Origin of the sequence: Nostoc sp. CCY0012, assembly GCF_963920855.1 — a bacterium.
GTDB lineage: Bacteria > Cyanobacteriota > Cyanobacteriia > Cyanobacteriales > Nostocaceae > Cyanocohniella.
The window spans coordinates 25,203-45,007 of the sequence record NZ_CAWUDM010000012.1 but is presented as its reverse complement, the minus strand read 5'-3'; the positions used below and the strand labels follow the sequence as shown (position 1 = coordinate 45,007).

Annotated in this window: 9 protein-coding genes; 8 read left to right on the top strand and 1 reads right to left on the bottom strand. The window is 40.7% G+C overall.

Going from position 1 to position 19,805, the window contains the following annotated elements:
* The 8 genes from ACM0OS_RS05090 to ACM0OS_RS05055 all read left to right on the top strand — a co-directional run bounded on the left by ACM0OS_RS05090 (position 1) and on the right by ACM0OS_RS05055 (position 19,043).
* Positions 1-4,635, top strand: a complete 4,635-nt coding sequence (locus ACM0OS_RS05090; protein ID WP_414542079.1) for an SDR family oxidoreductase — start codon at positions 1-3, stop codon at positions 4,633-4,635.
* Between the two features lie 81 nt (positions 4,636-4,716).
* Entirely contained in the window at positions 4,717-9,591 is a 4,875-nt protein-coding gene (locus ACM0OS_RS05085) for an amino acid adenylation domain-containing protein (protein ID WP_414542078.1), read from the top strand.
* A gap of 11 nt (positions 9,592-9,602) precedes the next feature.
* A complete protein-coding gene (locus ACM0OS_RS05080) occupies positions 9,603-10,652 on the top strand; it encodes a TauD/TfdA family dioxygenase (protein WP_414542077.1) in 1,050 nt (349 codons plus the stop codon).
* Between the two features lie 33 nt (positions 10,653-10,685).
* Positions 10,686-16,481, top strand: a complete 5,796-nt coding sequence (locus ACM0OS_RS05075) for an amino acid adenylation domain-containing protein (RefSeq protein WP_414542076.1) — start codon at positions 10,686-10,688, stop codon at positions 16,479-16,481.
* 47 nt (positions 16,482-16,528) lie between these two features.
* Positions 16,529-17,959, top strand: a complete 1,431-nt coding sequence (locus ACM0OS_RS05070; protein ID WP_414542075.1) for an aspartate aminotransferase family protein — start codon at positions 16,529-16,531, stop codon at positions 17,957-17,959.
* Positions 17,960-18,043: 84 nt separating this feature from the next.
* Positions 18,044-18,340, top strand: a complete 297-nt coding sequence (locus ACM0OS_RS05065) for a class I SAM-dependent methyltransferase (RefSeq protein WP_414542074.1) — start codon at positions 18,044-18,046, stop codon at positions 18,338-18,340.
* Positions 18,341-18,799, top strand: coding sequence for a hypothetical protein (locus ACM0OS_RS05060; RefSeq protein WP_414542073.1), 459 nt, complete (start codon positions 18,341-18,343; stop codon positions 18,797-18,799).
* 25 nt (positions 18,800-18,824) lie between these two features.
* The gene (locus ACM0OS_RS05055) at positions 18,825-19,043 is read left to right on the top strand and encodes an MbtH family protein (protein ID WP_414542072.1); all 219 of its coding nucleotides are present in this window, start codon (positions 18,825-18,827) and stop codon (positions 19,041-19,043) included.
* Here the strand turns inward: ACM0OS_RS05055 and ACM0OS_RS05050 are convergent, their stop codons facing one another.
* Entirely contained in the window at positions 19,044-19,637 is a 594-nt protein-coding gene (locus ACM0OS_RS05050; protein ID WP_414542071.1) for a Uma2 family endonuclease, read from the bottom strand.
* Positions 19,638-19,805 lie beyond the last annotated feature (168 nt).

Genomic DNA, 19,805 nt, shown 5'->3' with positions numbered 1-19,805 from the left:
ATGAACGGTTCAGAAATAGCGATTATTGGATTATCAGGAAAATTTCCCGGTGCTAAAGATGTTGAGGAATTTTGGCAAAATCTCCAAAATGGTGTAAATTCAGTTTCTTTTTTCAGCGACGAAGAATTGTTGTCATCAGGAGTTGATCCAGATGTTTTGAAAAATCCTAACTATGTCAAAGCAGCATCTCTATTAGAAGATGTAGAATTGTTTGATGCTGCCTTTTTTGGCTTCAATCCTAGAGAAGCAGAAATAACCGACCCGCAACATCGGTTATTTTTAGAGTGTGCTTGGCAAGCACTGGAAAACGCGGGTTATAACTCAGACATATACAAAGGTGCTATAGGTGTTTTTGGAGGCTCTAGTCTCAGTAGCTACTTACTTAATGTTTATTTAAATCAAAATCTTAGTTTTAGTGGTCATCAACTCAGCATTGCTGGTGATAAAGATTACCTTACTACGCGCGTTTCTTATAAACTTAACTTAACTGGGCCGAGTTATACAGTCCAAACCGCCTGTTCAACTTCATTAGTAGCTGTACACCTAGCCTGTCAAAGCTTGCTGAATGGTGAATGTGATATGGCTTTGACTGGTGGTGTTTCCATCAATTCATCCAGAAAAGCTGGTTATTTCTACCAAGAAGGTAGCATTAGCTCACCAGATGGTTACTGCCGTGCCTTTGATGCTAAGGCACAGGGAACTATTGGCGGTGAAGGTGTGGGAATTGTGGTTTTGAAAAGGTTAGAAGATGCCCTCTCTGATAGAGATTGTATCCACGCTGTGATTAAAGGTTCTGCTATCAATAATGATGGCGCAAACAAAGTTAGCTACACTGCACCCCGTATCGGTGGTCAAGCAAAGGCAATTAAAATGGCTCAAGTTGTGGCAGAAGTTGAGCCAGAAACTATTACCTATATTGAAGCCCACGGTACAGGTACATCGTTAGGAGACCCGATTGAAATCGCAGCACTTACACAGGTTTTTCAAGCTAGCACTAAAAAGAAAGGTTTTTGTGCAATTGGCTCGGTGAAAACAAATATCGGACACTTGGATGCTGCCGCCGGAGTGACTGGCTTAATCAAAACTGTGTTAGCTCTCAAGCACAAGCAGATTCCACCCAGCTTACACTTTGAAAAACCTAATCCCCAAATTGATTTTGCCAACAGTCCTTTTTACGTTAATACTGCTCTTTCATCTTGGGAGGTAAGGGGTATTCCTCGCCGTGCTGGTGTCAGTTCCTTTGGTATTGGTGGGACTAATGCTCATGTAATTCTTGAAGAAGCACCTGTGATGGAGCAGGGGAGCAGGAGAGCAGGGAAGCAGGGGAGAAATTATCAGCTATTAGTGCTTTCAGCTAAAACTGAGTCTGCTCTAGAAACAGCTACGACAAATTTAGTTGATTATTTACAGCAAAACCATAATGCGAATTTTGCTGATATCGCTTATACCCTTGGTGTTGGTCGTAGAAGTTTTGACCATCGCCGGATGTTGGTATGCAAGAACATTGATGATGCACTCAAAGCATTGAAATCTCCAGGTTCACCAGGAGTATTCACCCACTATCAGGAACCAAAACATTGCCCAGTGGCGTTTATGTTTTCTGGACAAGGTACTCAGTATGTGGACATGGGTCGAGAACTCTATGAAACTGAGCCAATTTTTCGAGAACAGATTGATAATTGTTGTAGATTGCTCACACCGCATCTCGGAATAGATTTGCGAGATTTACTATATCCTGATGCGGCGCAAAATCAAGAAGTGGAAAAACAGCTAAAACAAACGGCGATGGCCCAACCTGCCCTGTTTGTGGTGGAATATGCCTTGGCACAATTGTGGATGGCTTGGGGCATACATCCACAAGTGATGATTGGTCACAGTATTGGCGAGTATGTTGCTGCTTGCTTGGCTGGGGTATTCTCGCTGGAAGATGCTTTGTTTGTGGTGGCAATGCGCGGGCGGCTGATGCAGCAGGTTCCGGCTGGGGCGATGTTGGCTGTACCGCTATCACAGGCGGAACTTCAACCTTTACTAACAGAAGAATTAACGATCGCAGTTTACAATACACCATCTCTATGTGTTGTAGCTGGCCCAGTATCTTCTATAGAACAGTTGCAACATCAACTGCGCGACAAAGGTGTGGAGTGTAGACTTTTACACACTTCTCATGCTTTTCACTCTCCGATGATGTCACCAATCGTTGAGCCGTTTAATCAACTGTTACAGACAGTTAAACTTAATCCTCCGAAAATTCCATTTTTATCTAATGTCAGTGGAACTTGGATTACCACAGCCGAAGCAACTGACCCTAATTATTGGGCGAAGCATCTCAGACAACCAGTGCGTTTTAGTGAAGGAGTGACTGAGTTAGTCAAACAGCCAGAACGAATTTTACTAGAAGTTGGCCCAGGACGAGCTTTGAGCAGCTTAATCAAGCAACACCAAGCAAATGAGCAGCTGGTACTAACCTCAATCCGCCATCCCCAAGAGCAAAAGCCAGATGTGGAATTTATACTCAACACCTTGGGTAGACTCTGGTTAGCTGGGGTGCAAGTGAATTGGTCAGGTTTTTACGCCGATCAACAATGCGTTAGCGTTCGCGCAGCGTCTCGTAGAGAAGCTTTCCGCAGGAATCGCCTACCCTTACCAACATATCCTTTTGAGCGTCAACGCTACTGGATTGAGGCAAACCCCATAGCTTCTGTGGCAAAGTCAACAGAAAAACTATTACAGAAAAAGTCAGATATTGCTGATTGGTTTTACATCCCTCGCTGGCAACAATCTATACCACTGGGAGTTTTGCAAACAGGTGAATTGACACAGGAAAATTTATGCTGGTTGGTCTTTGTGGATGGGTATGGAGTCGGAACAGAAGTAGCAAAACGACTAGAACAACATGGTCAAAATGTTATTACTGTCAAGATAGGCGAGCAGTTTGCTCAACTGGGCGATGGAAGTTATACAATCAATCCCGAACAACGCAAAGACTATCATGCGTTACTGCAAACACTACAAAAACAAGGTTTGATTCCACAAGCGATCGCTCATTTTTGGAGTGTCACACCTCACCATAGTTTGGTCAGTAGTAGTCTTAGTGAACAGACGCAATATTTCGATGATTGTCAGAAAGTCGGCTTCTACAGTCTACTTTTCTTAGCACAGGCGCTAGCAGAACAAAATCTAACTGAGCCAACAAAGCTGATAGTGATCACCAGTAATGTACAAGATGTCACTGGCGAAGAAAACATCTGCCCAAACAAAGCAACAGTGATTGGGTCTTGTAAGGTAATTCCCCAGGAATATCCGCATATTACCTGCTGCAATATTGATGTGGTAATTCCTGTTGCTGACACCAAACCACCAGAGAAACTGATAAACCAGTTAGTAGGAGAATTAACAGCACAACCAACAGAGAATGTCATTGCTTACCGCGGCCATCATCGCTGGGTTCAAACCTATGAAGCTGCACGCTTAGATCAAAGTGTGACTGACAAAATCAGCTTGAGGCAAGAAGGTGTCTACTTAATTACTGGTGGATTAGGTAGCATTGGTTTATCGTTGGCAGAATATTTAGCTGAAAAAGTACAGGCGAAGTTAATTCTGTTGGGACGAACAGATTTACCTGCAAAAGAGCAGTGGAGTGAATGGTTAGTGACTCATGATGAACAAGATATTGTGAGTTGCAAGCTGCGAAAATTACTAGCACTGGAAACATTAGGTGCTGAAGTTTTAGTTATCAGTGCTGATGTTGCTAACGAACAACAAATGCACAATGCGATCGCTACAGCTATTACACGCTTTGGTGCAATTCATGGTGTCATTCATGCAGCAGGAAACCCGAACAATTCTCATTACACTATTCAAGAAACTTCCATCACTGAAGCTCAATTACAATTCCATTCTAAGATCTACGGATTATTTGTCTTAGAAAAAGTTTTGCAAGAGCAAAAGCTAGATTTTTGTCTATTAACATCATCTTTATCATCAATTTTGGGAGGATTAGGATTTATTGCCTATTCCGCAGCCAACATCTTTATGGATGCTTTTGTTCATCAGCGTAACCAAGGAAATTCTTGCTTATGGCAGAGTATAAACTGGGATGGCTGGCAAACTAAAGAAGAACAGCAAGATACAAATTCTATGACATTACAGGAAGGGATAAAAGCCTGGGAACGTATTTTATCTATGCCTGGTGTCCCTCAAATAATTGTCTCAACAGGAGAATTGCAAACTAGAATCGACCGATGGATCAAGCTTGAATCCCTACGAAATACAAAAGCATCGATTGAGAAAAATTTATTTTCTAACCACCAAAGACCGAATTTAAACACAGTCTATGTTGCGCCTAGAAATGAAGTAGAACAAACCGTTGCCGACATTTGGCAAAAACTTCTTGGTGTTGAACAGATAGGACTTTATGACAACTTTTTTGAGTTGGGCGGACACTCCTTGTTAGGCACTCAGGTAATATCTCACTTGCGTAAAGCCTTCCTTGTAGATTTACCTTTGCGTCACCTATTTGATGAACCTACTATAGCTGGCATTTCAGAATGTATCGAAAAAATTCGTGGTACAGCTACAAAAATTCTAGTTTCTGCCAGTTCTAATTTAGGCGATCGCGAGGAAATAGAGTTGTGAACAAATGCCTGACTTAATTGTGATTAGCTGATTCTGAACAAACATGGCTTTAAGTGGGTTCGGTTACGAGGAGAAAGATTTATGAAAACCATCGATCAATTTTTGTCTTATATTGAAAGTCTAGACATCAAGCTCAGAGTTGATGGCGATCGCTTATACTGTAACGCTCCTCAAGGAACATTAACACCAGAATTGAGTGCCGAGTTGCGAGAACGCAAGATAGAAATCCTCAAGTTTCTATCTGCTGCTAACCTAGCCTCAAATTCGCTTACTATAAAGCCCATTACTAGAAATCTAAACCTACCCCTATCTTTTGCTCAACAACGGTTGTGGTTCCTGAATCAGTTTGATCTTCATGACCCTTCTTACAATCTTTCTTTTGCTCTGCGTCTGGTCGGTACACTCAATCTAGCAGCACTAAAACAGAGTTTTAACGAAATCGTGCAGCGTCACGAAATCTTGCGAACTACTTTTACAGTGATTAAGGAACAACCAGTTCAGGTAGTTGCTCCCAGCTTAACTTTGGAATTACCTGTAATTAACTTGGAAGGAATCACACAAACAGAACAACAAGCTGAAGTTTTACGACTGGTTGCTCAAGAAGCTAAGTTGCCTTTTGATTTAAAACAAGGGCCTTTACTACGCTTTACTTTGCTACGGTTAAGCACTCAAGAATGCGTAGCTTTGTTAACAATGCATCATATCATCACCGATGCTTGGTCATTCGAGATCCTCGTCCAAGAATTAACAGCACTTTACGCAGCCTATTCTCAAGAGCAACCATCTCTGAGAGAAGCTACGCGAACCGCGCTGCCAGAATTACCAATACAGTATGCAGACTTTGCCGCATGGCAACGGCAGTGGCTTGTGGGTGAAGTACTAGAATCCCAACTTGCTTATTGGCGACAGCAGTTGCAGGGTGCGCCAACAGGACTAGAGTTACCTACTGACTACCCACGCCCAGCGATTCAAACCTTCCGAGGTGCTACTCATTGTTTCCAGCTACCGCTAGAACTATCTGTTGCTTTGAAGAAGTTGAGTCAGCAAGAAGGTGCCACCTTGTTTATGACTTTGCTGGCAGCCTTCAAAACCTTGTTGTATCGCTACACAAACAGCACTGATATTGTGGTTGGTTCACCAATTGCCAATCGTAACCACAGTCAAATAGAAAGGTTAATTGGTTTTTTTGTTAATACCTTAGTATTGCGAACTAATCTAGAAGGTAATCCCAGTTTTCGAGAATTGCTGCGTCGAGTGCGCGAAGTTGCTTTAGGGGCTTATGCTCATCAAGATGTACCCTTTGAGCAACTTGTAGAACAATTGCAGCCACAACGGAGTTTAAGTCATTCGCCGCTATTTCAGGTGATGTTCATACTTCAGAATGCACAAAAGACACAGATAGAGTTGCCAGGTTTAATCTTGAATCCTCTTGAACGTGACAGTAGCACTGCGAAGTTTGATTTGACACTGGAGATGAGTGAAACAGCGTCACAACTTACTGGCAGTCTGGAATATAATACTGATTTATTTGCAGCAGATACTATACGCCGGATAGCAGGGCATTTGCAGACATTGCTCTGTGGAATTGTGGCTAATCCAGAGCAACAGCTTTCTGAATTACCCCTGTTAACTACAGATGAGCAACACCATCTGTTAATAGAGTGGAATCAAACTCAAGCTGACTATCCCCAGAATAAGTGCATTCATCAATTATTTGAAGAACAGGTAGAAAAAACACCAGATGCCATTGCAGTATTATTTGAAAATCAGCAACTCACCTATCGCCAACTCAACCAACGAGCCAATCAACTAGCCCATTATTTACAAAAATTGGGTGTTAGCCCAGAGGTATTAGTAGGGATTTGTGTCGAGCGTTCTCTAGAAATGGTAATTGGCATTTTAGGGATTCTCAAAGCCGGTGGTGCTTATGTCCCTATCGACCCAAGCTATCCCCAAGCGCGTTTAGCTTTCATGTTGGAAAACTCTCAAGCTCCGGTTTTATTATCCCAGCAGAACTTAGTTGCACAAGTAGGGGATTATGCAACCAAAGTCATCTGTTTAGATACCGATTGGGGAAAAATTGCTCAAGAGAGCCAAGAAAAACCATTAACTGATGTTAGTAGTCATAACTTAGCTTATGTAATTTACACCTCTGGCTCTACAGGTAAACCAAAGGGGGCAATGAATAGCCACCAAGGTATCTGCAATCGCTTACTGTGGATGCAAGACACTTATCAATTAACAACAGCAGATTGTGTATTGCAAAAGACACCTTTTAGCTTTGATGTGTCAGTTTGGGAATTTTTCTGGCCTTTGCTGACAGGTGCGCGTTTAGTAGTAGCTCGACCAGATGGTCATCGAGATCCTGCATACTTAGTTAATTTAATTAAACAAGAGCAACTTACCACCTTGCATTTTGTGCCTTCCATGCTACAAGCTTTTTTAGAAGCAGAAGGTCTAGAAAGTTGTAAATCTCTCAAACGAGTGATTTGCAGTGGTGAGGCGCTATCAGCCGAACTACAAAAACGCTTCTTTGCTCGTTTGTCAGCAGAACTACACAATCTTTATGGGCCAACAGAAGCTGCGGTTGATGTTACCTATTGGATGTGTTCGCTTGACAGTACACATCACCAGACAGTTCCCATTGGTCACCCTATTGCCAACACTCAAATTTATTTACTAGATAAATATTTCCACCCCGTACCTGTGGGAGTTATAGGTGAACTGTACATTGGTGGCGTGGGAGTTGCTAGAGGCTACTTAAATAATCCCGAACTCACAGCTGAGAAATTCATTCCTAACCCCTTATATACAGAGCAGGGGGAGCGCCTTTATAAAACTGGTGATTTAGCCCGTTATTTCCCCGATGGCAGTATTGAATTTTTGGGGCGAATTGATCATCAAGTAAAAATTCGTGGCTTCCGAATTGAATTAGGAGAAATCGAAGCCAAACTAATTCAGCATTCGGTTGTACAAGACAGTGTTGTTATAGTTAGGGAAGATAACCCTGGTGACAAGCGTTTAGTAGCATATATAGTTGCTAAGACTGACAATTTGGAATCAGTAAATAACAGTGAATTAATATCGAATTTACGCAAATACTTCAAAGAAAATGTACCAGAGTACATGATTCCTTCTGCTTTTGTATTACTGGAAAAATTACCACTTACACCAAATGGCAAAATAGACCGCAAAGCACTTCCTATACCTGATTTGACACAGTTTATACCCGAATCTGAGTTTGCGGCTCCTGTTACTCCAATGGAAGAAATGCTGGTTGGTATCTGGACACAGGTACTTGGTTTAGAAAAAGTTGGTGTCAACGACAATTTCTTTGAGTTGGGGGGACATTCTCTATTGGCGACACGTGTCATCTCCCAAATTCGCCAAGCCTTTAAAGTCGAGTTACCCTTGCGCCGTTTGTTTGAATCTCCAACTGTCGCGGAACTCGCTAAAGACGTTCAAACAGCGATTAACACTGGTAAAGGCTTAGAATTACCACCCATCAATCGTGTTTGGCGTGAGCAAGATTTACCTCTGTCTTTTGCTCAACAACGGCTGTGGCTACTCGATCAATTAGACCCAGGCAATCATACTTATACTATTCCTACGGCTGTGCGCTTAACTGGTTCCCTCAACATCACAGGCTTAGAGCAAAGTCTGAATGCAGTGATTAGTCGTCACGAAAGCTTACGCACAATTTTTACTACAGTTGAAGGTCAACCAGTCCAAAAAATTCAACCGATTACAGAGATTACTATACCGATAGTAGACCTCAGAGGAAATGAGCGATCGCAACGAGAGGCTGAAGCACAGCGCCTTGCACTCAAAGAAGCACAACGCCCATTCCACCTAGTTCAAGGGCCACTCATACGAGCCACGCTACTCCAGCTAGACAAAACAGAATATATATTACTGTTGACAATGCACCACATTATCTCCGATCTGTGGTCAATGGCGATACTCATTCGAGAACTAGCAGACTTTTACGCAGCCTTTAGCCAAGGTAAATCGCTGACACTCCCAGACTTGCCAATTCAGTATGCAGATTTTGCTGTTTGGCAGAGAGAATGGATGCAAGGAAAGGTGCTAGAAAACCAATTAAATTACTGGAAACAGCAACTCAAAGACGCACCGATAAAGCTAGAGTTACCTACAGACAAACCTCGACCTTTACAACCAACTTACACTGGTGCAATCCAATCGTTTCAGTTACCTAAAGACCTCAGCGATGCACTGAAATTACTTAGCAAGCAAGCAGATGTTACCCTCTCTATGACCTTGCTAACCATGTTCAACGTTTTGCTTCACTACTACAGCAAGCAAGAGGATATTGTTGTAGGTTCGCCTATTGCTAACCGCAACCGCAGTGAAATCGAGGGACTAATTGGCTTTTTTGTCAATAGTTTAGCTCTGCGGACAAACCTTTTCGGAAATCCTAGTTTTAGTGAATTGCTACGACGGACACGCGAAGTAACTTTAGGAGCTTATGCACATCAAGATTTGCCCTTTGAAAAGTTAGTTGGAGAATTACAGATAGAACGAGATTTGAATTATAACCCACTGTTTCAAGTGTGGTTTACTTTACAGAACATAGCCACACCTGATATTCAAAAACTTACTTTATTTTTACCCGATGTCACCCTTAGCCCATTCGATACCAACAAGCAGATATCTCCGTTTGATTTAGGACTCCTAGTTTCAGAACAAGCAGAAGGTATTAGTGGTTGCTTTGAATACAAAACAGATTTATTTGAATCCAGCACTATAGTCCGCATGGTAGAAGCATTAGAAATGATTTTGCGATGTGTGGTTACTCAACCAGAGATTCGGCTCAATCAATTAGTTGGAAAACTTGATGAATCAAATCAACAAAAACAACTAGTTAGGGAGCAGGAGTATAAAAATAGTATTCGCCAGAAATTAATGAAAATTAAGCAAAATTCAAACAGTTAATCAGCAAGGCTATGAATGAAATTAACAGACAAAAGAAACAAAGTCTCGGTAATTTGGGAACTATCCGGCGAAAAACCATTACGATGTCCCAAGCAGAATTAGTAGAAATCAAGCCTCTACTCCCAGGAAAAAACATCCCTGTGTTAATTCAACCTGTAGTGGAAGGAATCAATCTACTAGAATGGGCTAAAAATAATCGAGAATTAATTGATCAGCTGTTGTTACAGCATAGAGCCTTACTGTTCAGGAATTTTGGCATATCCCAAGCAGAACAATTCAATCAGTTTGTTCATGCAACTTCTAATGGGGAGTTACTAGAATACCGCGATCGCTCTTCGCCGCGTCATGAATTAAGTAATAAAATATATACTTCTACTGACTATCCTGCTCAACACAGCATCTTCTTGCATAATGAAGGTACATACTGGCTACGGTGGCCTTTAAAAATATACTTTTGCTGTTTGATAAATTCCCAGCATGGTGGAGAAACACCAATTGCCGATTGTCGAAATATTTTTGCCCGCATAGATCCAAAAATTAGAGAGTGTTTTATAGAAAAGAAAATCTTGTACGTTCGCAACTACAATGATGGGCTAGGACTGACATGGCAAACAGTTTTTCAAACCGAAGATAAAGCCAAAGTAGAAGAATATTGCCGTAATAACCAAATTGAGTATGAATGGAATGGCGATCGCTTGAGAACTCGTTTTTGTCGTCCAGCCGTTGCCCAACATCCTCAAACTGGCGAATTAGTATGGTTTAATCATGGTACGTTTTTCCATGTATCAACGCTAGAAACAGCAATGCGTGAAGCCTTATCCTTTTTAAAAGAGGAAGACTTACCTAACAATACATATTATGGTGATTGCTCACCAATAGAAGCTTCAGTCTTAGATGAATTACGCCATGCTTATTATCAAGAAAAAATAATCTTCTCATGGCAAAAAGGAGATATCTTGATGTTAGATAATATGTCGGTAGCACACGCAAGAGAACCATTTATTGGTGATAGAAAAGTTTTAGTAGGAATGGCAGAACCATTCAGCCCAAAAGACATTTAATATTTAATAATTTAAATCTGAGGTTCAGTGTCTATGCAAGCTCAAATTATTGAAGGTGTAAAACTTTCCCCACTACAAAAGCATTTATGGTTGTCGCAGCAACAAAGCAGTAATTTTTCCTTACGTGTCCAATGTACAGTTTTAATTGAGGGGAATTTAGACACCCATACTCTTCAAAAAGCTATTCATGATGTTATCAATCGTCATGAAATCTTGCGTACCCAATTTCAATGCTTACCAGGAATGCAAATTCCTGTTCAAGTTATCAATAATCAGAGTAAATTGAACAATCATGACTATGATTTGAGCAGTTTACAACCTCAGCAACAAAATACCAAGATTGATGAAATTTTTCAAGAAATGCTCCAGTCTCCTTTCAATTATGAACAGGGGGAACTTTTACACATCTGTTTGATTACTTTATCGCCTCATAAATATAAACTAATTCTCGGCTTACCTGCTCTGTGTGCAGATTCTATAACTCTCAGAAATTTGGTACGTGAAATTAGTAATTCTTATACAGCCTGCTTACATAACGAATCACTAACTAATGAAATCATGCAATATGCCGATATTGCTGAATGGCAAAATGAATTACTAGAAGCAGACGATACAGAAATAGGTAGAGAATATTGGCGCACACAGGATTTTTCTCATGTCCTGCACGTACATTTACCCTTAGAAAATCAATTCAAAGTTAATACGGAGTTTCAGCCTCAAATTGTTGGTTTAAAGATAGCACCTAATTTGACAAGTCAAATTGAAACTTTAGCACAAAAGTATGATATTTCTGTTTCTGTAATTTTATTGGCTTGCTGGCAAATTCTGCTCATGCGCCTAACTGAACAACCGGAAATGATTATTGGTACGGCTTACGATGGCCGTCAATATGAAGAGTTAGAAGAAATATTAGGACTATTTGCCAAATACTTACCATTAAATTGTAATTTATCAGAAACTAGCTTATTTAGCGATGTTGTCTGCCAAATTAATCAACGTATACAAGAACTTGACGAATGGCAAGCTAGTTTTGACTGGGAACAAGTTCAAGAAGGTAGCAATCAAGGGATAAGTTCGTCTTTCTTCCCGTTTTGTTTTGATTTTGAAGGACAAAAAGAGCAGTATTATACAGAAAGTATTTGCTTTTCAATAGAGAAGCAATATAACTGTATTGATAGGTTTAAAGTTAAATGCTCTTGTCGTGAGCAGTCAGACTTTTTAAATATAGAATTTTATTATGACTCTAACTTGTTTGATGCAGAAGATATCAACCGCTTGGCGGGAGAATTTGAAACTTTACTGCAAAGCATCTGCAATCAACCATCATCTGTAATTAGTGAGTTAGAGATATTAAAGCCTATTGAATTAAAAAAAATACTAGGAGATTTTAATTGTAGACAAAACAATTACCCCAAAAACCAATGTATTCATCATCTATTTGAAGAGCAAGTAAAATGCACACCAAATAATATTGCTGTTGCTTTTAAAAACCAGCAATTAACTTATTTTGAACTGAATAATCATGCAAATCAACTAGCACATCACCTCCAAAAATTAGGTATTAAACCAGATATGCTAGTGGGAATTTGCACAGAAAATTCTCTACAAATGTTTGTTGGTATTCTGGGGATTTTGAAAGCTGGTGCGGCTTATCTACCCTTAGATCCAACATATCCCCAAGAGCGTTTAGCATTTTTATTGTCAGATACTCAAACACCAATTTTATTAACTCAGCAGCACCTCGCGCCTAGTTTACCCCAACATCAAGCAAAAACTATTTATTTAGACTCTGAATGGGAAACTATTGCATCTCACAGTAGAGAAAATCCTGTTGTGGAAATGAGTCCTGAAAATTTGGCTTATGTGATTTACACATCTGGTTCTACGGGTAAACCTAAAGGTGTACAAATCACCCATGAAAACTTAGTTCACTCTACTAATACTCGGATTAATTACTATCAAGAACCTGTCAAGGGATTCTTGCTACTTTCATCGTTTGCTTTCGATAGTTCAATTGCAGGTATATTTTGGACTATTTGCCAAGGAGGAAGTCTTGTTCTTCCCCAAGCTGTTGGGGAGCAGGATTTGTCAGAATTGATTGAGCTAATTACCCAAAAACAAATCACACATATATTAAGCCTGCCTTCGTTCTACAACCTTCTTTTAGAATATGCACAACAAACACAGTTGGCATCACTTCATACAGTGATTGTTGCAGGTGAACCTTGTCCAAAAACTCTAGTGACGCGCCATTTAGAGTTACTGCCAAAAACTTTTCTGTTTAATGAATATGGCCCAACAGAAGGAACAGTTTGGAGTAGTGTATATAAGTGCGAAGCACTGCCATCAAGAACTCAAGTATCTATTGGTCATGCGATCGCTAATACACAAATATATATCCTGGATGCTTCTTTGCGTCCGGTTCCTATAGGTGTAGCTGGAGAACTATATATCAGTGGTGATGGTTTAGCACGCGGTTATCTCCACCAGCCACATTTGACTGCTGAAAAATTCATTCCCAACCCTTTTAGCAATCAACCAGGAAAACGGCTATACAAGACTGGAGATTTAGGCCGCTATTTACCAGATGGAAACATAGAGTTTTTGGGAAGGACTGACAACCAAGTAAAAATTCGCGGTTTCCGCATTGAATTAGGTGAGATTGAGGCGGTACTAAGTCAACATCCCCAAGTGCGATCGCTTGCAGTTATAGCCACAGATGAAGAATCAGGCAACAAGCGCCTCATAGCTTATTTAGTTCCACAATCTCAAAGCTTACCTAGCACCAGCGACCTGCGACAATTTCTAGAAGAAAAACTACCTTCATATATGGTGCCGTCTGCTTTTGTGCAGCTAGACAATCTACCGCGCCTTCCTAATGGCAAGGTGGATATCAAGGCATTGCCAGCACCAGAACAAATTAGAGCCAAGTCAGGTACTTTTGTCGCACCCAGTACGCCAACTGAAAAATTATTAGCAGACATTTGGACTCAAGTTTTGCGTGTGGAACGCTTGGGTATCCACGACAATTTCTTTGAGTTGGGTGGCGATTCTATCTTGAGTATTCAGATTATTGCTAAGGCCAATCAAGCTGGTTTGCAATTGGTTCCTAAACAGATTTTTGATAACCAGACAATTGCCAAGTTGGCAGCAGTGGCTGGTACAGTTCGCACTATCCAAGCAGAACAAGGATTAGTCACAGGCGAGGTATATCTCACCCCGATTCAACACTGGTTTTTTGAGCAAAATCAACCACAGCCACATCACTGGAATCAGGCATTCCTGCTGGAAATGCGGCAACATCTTGACACCGAAATTTTACAGCAGGTGATGCAGCAATTAATATTGCATCATGATGCACTTCGTTTGCATTTTGTCAAGAATATTTCTGGATGGCAGCAAGCGATGTCTAGCGACAAGCCGCTTTGCGTCTACGCTCCTCCCACAGATATTTTCCCAGTGACACGCTACGACTTTTCTACATTGTCACAGCAAGAACAAGAAAAGGCGATCGCCTCCACAGCCACAAAATTACAAGCTAGTTTCCACCTCTCACAAAGTCCCTTAGTCCAAGCGGCTATTTTTGACCGTGGGGCAAATCAGCCCAGCTACTTACTCATAGTCATTCACCATTTAGCTGTTGATGGTGTTTCTTGGCGGATTTTACTAGAGGATTTCCAAACCGTTTACACTCAACTACAAGCAGGTAAGACAATTAAATTACCAGCTAAAACAACGTCCTTCCAGCAGTGGGCGCAAAAACTGAGAAACTACGCCCAGTCAGCCGAACTGCAAACAGAACTAGAGTACTGGTGTGCAGAATCTCGTCAGCAGATTTCTCCCATCCCAGTAGATTTTCCCGCAGGTGAGAACACAGAAGCATCGGCTCGTACTATATCTGTTTCCTTGAGTGTGGCAGAAACTCAAGCTTTGTTGCAAAAAGTACCCGCAGCTTATGAAACTCAAATCAACGATGTCTTGCTTGCGGCGCTAGTGAGGACATTTGCAGAGTGGACTGGCAATTCTTACTTGCTGGTTAACCTAGAAGGACATGGGCGAGAAGAAATCTTTGATGATGTGGATTTATCGCGTACTGTAGGCTGGTTTACAACTATCTTTCCAGTGTCATTAAACTTGGGTGAGGTTTCTGACTTAGCAGAGGTATTGCAAACTGTCAAACACCAACTGCGTGCTATCCCAAATCGCGGTCTTGGCTATGGAGTGCTGCGTTATCTTAGCACCACTCAATTAATCAAAGAGCAACTGCAAAGCTTACCTGAAGCGGAAATACTTTTCAATTACTTGGGTCAAACAGACCAAATACTTGCGGAATCATCAGTATTTAGACCAAGCAATTCAGATATTGGCCCCAGCCATAGCCTCCGCGGAAGCCGTCGCTACTTACTAGATATCAACGCAATTGTTTCTCAAGGTCAATTGCAAGTGTCTTGGACTTACAGCGAGGCTATTCACCGCCAAGCTACTATTGAACATTTAGCTGCTCGTTTTATTGAAGCACTACAACAGATGATTGACCATTGTGTAACACTACCCGACGCGAAGCTTGTGGGTGGAACAGGTTACACTCCCAGTAAAGAATTACTGGCGACTTTAAGTGCCGATTCTATCTTAGATCCAACAATCCGTCCTGATGGAGTACCAGTTGATTATACGATTGCACCAGCTAGTATTTTGTTGACAGGAACAACAGGTTTTGTCGGAGCGTTTTTACTCCATGAACTTTTACAGAAGACCACAGCAGATATTTACTGCTTAGTACGTGCCTCTAATGTAGACTCAGCGAAGAAGAGAATTAAACAGAACCTGGAATCTTATCTACTCTGGAATGAATCTTTAAGCTCTAGAATTATTCCAGTTGCCGGAGATTTATCTTTACCACTTTTAGGACTTGATAATGAGCAGTTTCTAGAATTAGCAAAAACAATTGATCTTATTTATCACAATGCTGCATTCATTAATCTTGTCTATCCATATTCTGTAGTTAGGGCTGCCAATGTTCTTGGAACTCACGAAATTCTCAGATTAGCCAGTTTAACCAAAACAAAACCCCTACATTTTATGTCTACTCTCAGCGTTTTTGATTGCGTAGACTCTTCGGGAGGCAAACCAATAGAAGAAGTAGACAACCTGAATGATGTACCTGTGCCATATATTGGCTACGTTCAGAGTAAATGGGTCGCAGAAAAGTTAGTTGTAACTGCACGTGAACGAGGTCTACCTGTCGCTATTTACAGACTAGGAAGGATGTCAGGAAGCAGCCAAACTGGTGTTTCTAATACTAAAGATTTTCTACACAGAACAATTAAAGGTTTGATCCAACTTGGAAGTGTACCAGACGCAGATGCTATGGTAGACATGACACCTGTGGACTTTGTAAGCCAAGCAATTGTTCGTCTATCGCAGAAAAAAGCATCTTTAGGAAAAGCTTTTCATGTGTGTAATCCTCAGCCTATTGAGTTAAAAAATCTGATTAAATGGCTGTGTTCCTTTGGTTATTCTATTCAAGAAGTTTCTTATGACAAATGGCAATCAATATTGAAAGAAAAGTGGCAAGCAGATTTAAGAACTGAAACTGATTTTCATGCTGAAAGTCCCTTGCATTCACTGGTACTACTCTTTCCTGAAAAGCAATCTAAAGAGCAAAATGCTAACTCAGCAATGCAACAAATTGATTGTCAAAATATGCTTACAGGACTAGAAAATACCTCTATAATTTGTCCGCCAGTTGATAAAACTTTACTAGATACTTACTTTTCTTATCTAGTTAATACTGGCTTTCTTGATGCTCCACAACCAGCAGAATCATAACAAGTAAAAAAATCAATTAACAACAAGCCAAAAGGTAAATTAAAACAATGCCAACCATGCAAACAGAAACTACAAATCATCCCATATCTCGGCAGCAAGAACATCTAGAAACATTAATTAGGCGCTACACTCAGCGAACAAAAACCTCCAAACAAATTTCCCAAAATTATCGTCCAGTCTTAGCAGATATTCGCGCTACCGTAGGCTTTGATTTGGCCTTTAAAGAAATGGTTTATCCCATTGTGGGTAAGCGTTCTTTAGGCTCCAAAACTTGGGATGTTGATGATAACGAATATGTAGATTGCATGATGGGGTTTGGAGTCAATCTCTTTGGTCATAATCCTGCTTTTATTAAAGAAGCTTTAGTAGAACAACTAGAAAATGGCATCCAGTTAGGGCCGCAATCTGAGTTTGCTGGCGAAGTTGCTCAGTCGATTTGTGAAATGACAAACACCGAACGTGTTGCCTTTTCTAATACAGGCACAGAAGCGGTCATGACAGCAATACGTCTGGCACGAACAGTTACAGGTCGTAACAAAATTGCTTTGTTTTCAGGTTCTTATCACGGTCATTCTGATGCAACGTTAGTTGAAGCCCGGATTGTAGACGGAAATATCCGTACAGTACCAAGTGCGCTGGGAATACCACTAAATCTTGTTCAAGACGTTTTGGTATTAGATTATGATAATCCGCGATCGCTAGAAGCCATAAAAGAACACAAGCAGGAATTGGCAGCAGTTTTGGTTGTACCTGTGCAGACGACTCGCCCAGATTTACAACCTAAAATGTTTCTTCAAGAACTGCGCCAATTAACAACAGAATTGGGAATAACCTTAATCTTTGATGAAATGGTTACAGGTTTCCGCATTCATCCAGGAGGCGCTCAAGCGTATTTTGGCGTTCAAGCAGATATAGCAACCTATGGAAAGATTGTCGGTGGCGGTTTGCCCATCGGAATTATTGCTGGTAAAGCTGCTTATATGGATGCCATCGACGGCGGGATGTGGAATTATGGAGATGATTCCTACCCAAGTGCAAAAACAACATTTTTTGCCGGAACTTTTTGCAAACACCCATTAGCAATGGCTGCTGCACGAGTAGTCCTTCAACATCTCAAAACTCAGGGGCCAGCCCTTCAGCAGCAGTTGAATCAACGTACATCTCAATTCGTCACTACCTTAAATGCTTACTTTGAAGAAGATGAAGTGCCAATTAGGTTGGCAAATTTTGGCTCATTATTTGGGCCTGCTTCCTCAGATAATAATAGCTCCACGGCAAATGCTGCCGCTTCCCAGAGTATGAACTTGTTACGTTATCACCTGATGTACAGAGGTATTCTTCTTCTTGGTGCAGGTGGTTACTTATCCACAGCTCATACAGACGAAGATATCAATTACATAATTCAAGCGGTAAAAGATAGCGTCACAGAACTGCGAGAAGCAGGTTTTTTGCCTGAAAAATCAGCATTAATTAATTGAATTAATGCTTGAATTATAACAACTAATTTCAATTTTCTCTAATTGAGTAAGTACACATCTATTCCTAAAACAAGGAGAAACTTCATGTCTTTAGCAACTCGTTATTCCAGCTACGATCTTATTGCCGGCATATACAAAGAATACTTGGGTCAAAACCAAGTTCAAAAGGCACTGCTACCCATAGAAAAACTGCTGCTAGGAAATGTACCCAAGGACGCACACATTCTCGATCTGTGTTGCGGTTCAGGAGAACTAGTGCAAAATCTATTAACTAAAGGATACAAAGTGACTGGACTTGATGGTTCAGAAAGTATTTTGCGTCATGCTAGTGAGAATGCACCAGGCGGTGAATTTATCTGTGATGATGCTCGTTTTTTTTAATTGCCACCTACTTTTCATGGCATTGTTTCTATTTCTGGATCTCTCACTCATATCCTCAACCTTCAAGAATTGAAATCTGCGTTTGGTAATGTTTATGCCTCTCTGTTGGATAATGGGGTATTTGTGTTTAACATATATCTAGAAGCAGCTTTTCAATCAAGCTGGAACGGGAGTATTACCGGCGATGTTAAAGACGAAGATGCTTGGGCATTGAAAACAATATATTATCCAGAAGAAAAGATAAGTAGGCTTCATTTTACAATATTTCAATTGTTAGAAGGAAGTTGGCAACGCACAGACAATACTGTTGAGGAAAAATGTTATTCTGTTGCGGAAATTCGGTCTGCTTTAGAAGATGTGGGATTTACAGAAATTAGTGTCTATGATGCAGAACGTGATTTTGGAGTAGAGCGAGATCCAGGCAACGCTTATTTTATTTGTCGTAAAGCTCATATTTAAATGAAAATCAAGCAAGAAGAAACATATGTATAGAGACGAAAAAGAAGACACCACTATTTACAAAGTTGTAGTGAATCACGAAGAACAGTATTCTATTTGGCCGGCTGATCGAGAAAATGCTCTAGGTTGGAGAGATGCAGATAAACGTGGAGTCAAATCAGAATGTCTAGAATACATTAAGGAAGTTTGGACTGATATGAGGCCCCTAAGTTTGCGAAAGAAGATGGAGGAGTTATCTAGTTAACTATGGATTTAAAATAATCGTTAAATCTAAAACAAAACCAGGCAAAACTGATTCACCAGAAAGTTTAGGAGGTTGATTAAAAGCAAAGTTTAAAATTTCTACGTTTTGTCCTGGTCGATAAATTTCTACTAAGGGAGTTTGCGGGTCAATTAACCAACCTAAACGCGCACCATTTTCTTGATATTCCCGCATTTTAGCGCGTAGCTTATCTAGGTTATCAGTTTCTGAACGCAATTCAATCACAAAATCAGGACAAAGAGGTGGAAAACGTCGTCTTTCATCTTTTGTTAAAGCTTCCCAGCGTTCTAATTTTACCCAAGCAGCATCAGGACAGCGATAAGCACCATTGGGTAATTTAAATTCGGTGGAGGAGTCAAAGACTTTACCCGATTTGCTTTGACGGTTCCATAAATTTAACTCTGTTGTTAAATCAGAGTTTCTAATTCCGCTTTCTCCGCCTGTTGGGGGCATAATAATTAATTCTCCAGTGTGGGTGAGTTCTAATTGCCAAGGTTCGTTAGCAATGCAGAGTTGATAAAACTGCTCATCGGTTAAACCTACGGCTGGAGGTATATGTAAGGTGAGGGTTTCCATAAGAATTTTTTTGTAGGCATTGATTCTATATTATCGTGGGTAAAATTCGCGTAAATCATATTTTAGATATCAGCCGCAACGCCAAATAACTGTCGCCCATAGCATACGTCAGGCTGCCAACAAGGTAAACTGTGGAAGTTGACTGATAAAGTTGAGCTACGCAAAGTT

What these genes read in the sequence shown, in the direction of transcription:
- ACM0OS_RS05090 (WP_414542079.1), top strand. Translation starts at nt 1, where the DNA reads ATGAACGGTTCAGAAATAGCGATTATTGGATTATCAGGAAAATTTCCC.
- ACM0OS_RS05085 (WP_414542078.1), top strand. Translation starts at nt 4,717, where the DNA reads ATGAAAACCATCGATCAATTTTTGTCTTATATTGAAAGTCTAGACATC.
- ACM0OS_RS05080 (WP_414542077.1), top strand. Translation starts at nt 9,603, where the DNA reads ATGAATGAAATTAACAGACAAAAGAAACAAAGTCTCGGTAATTTGGGA.
- ACM0OS_RS05075 (WP_414542076.1), top strand. Translation starts at nt 10,686, where the DNA reads ATGCAAGCTCAAATTATTGAAGGTGTAAAACTTTCCCCACTACAAAAG.
- ACM0OS_RS05070 (WP_414542075.1), top strand. Translation starts at nt 16,529, where the DNA reads ATGCCAACCATGCAAACAGAAACTACAAATCATCCCATATCTCGGCAG.
- ACM0OS_RS05065 (WP_414542074.1), top strand. Translation starts at nt 18,044, where the DNA reads ATGTCTTTAGCAACTCGTTATTCCAGCTACGATCTTATTGCCGGCATA.
- ACM0OS_RS05055 (WP_414542072.1), top strand. Translation starts at nt 18,825, where the DNA reads ATGTATAGAGACGAAAAAGAAGACACCACTATTTACAAAGTTGTAGTG.
- ACM0OS_RS05050 (WP_414542071.1), bottom strand. Translation starts at nt 19,637, where the DNA reads ATGGAAACCCTCACCTTACATATACCTCCAGCCGTAGGTTTAACCGAT.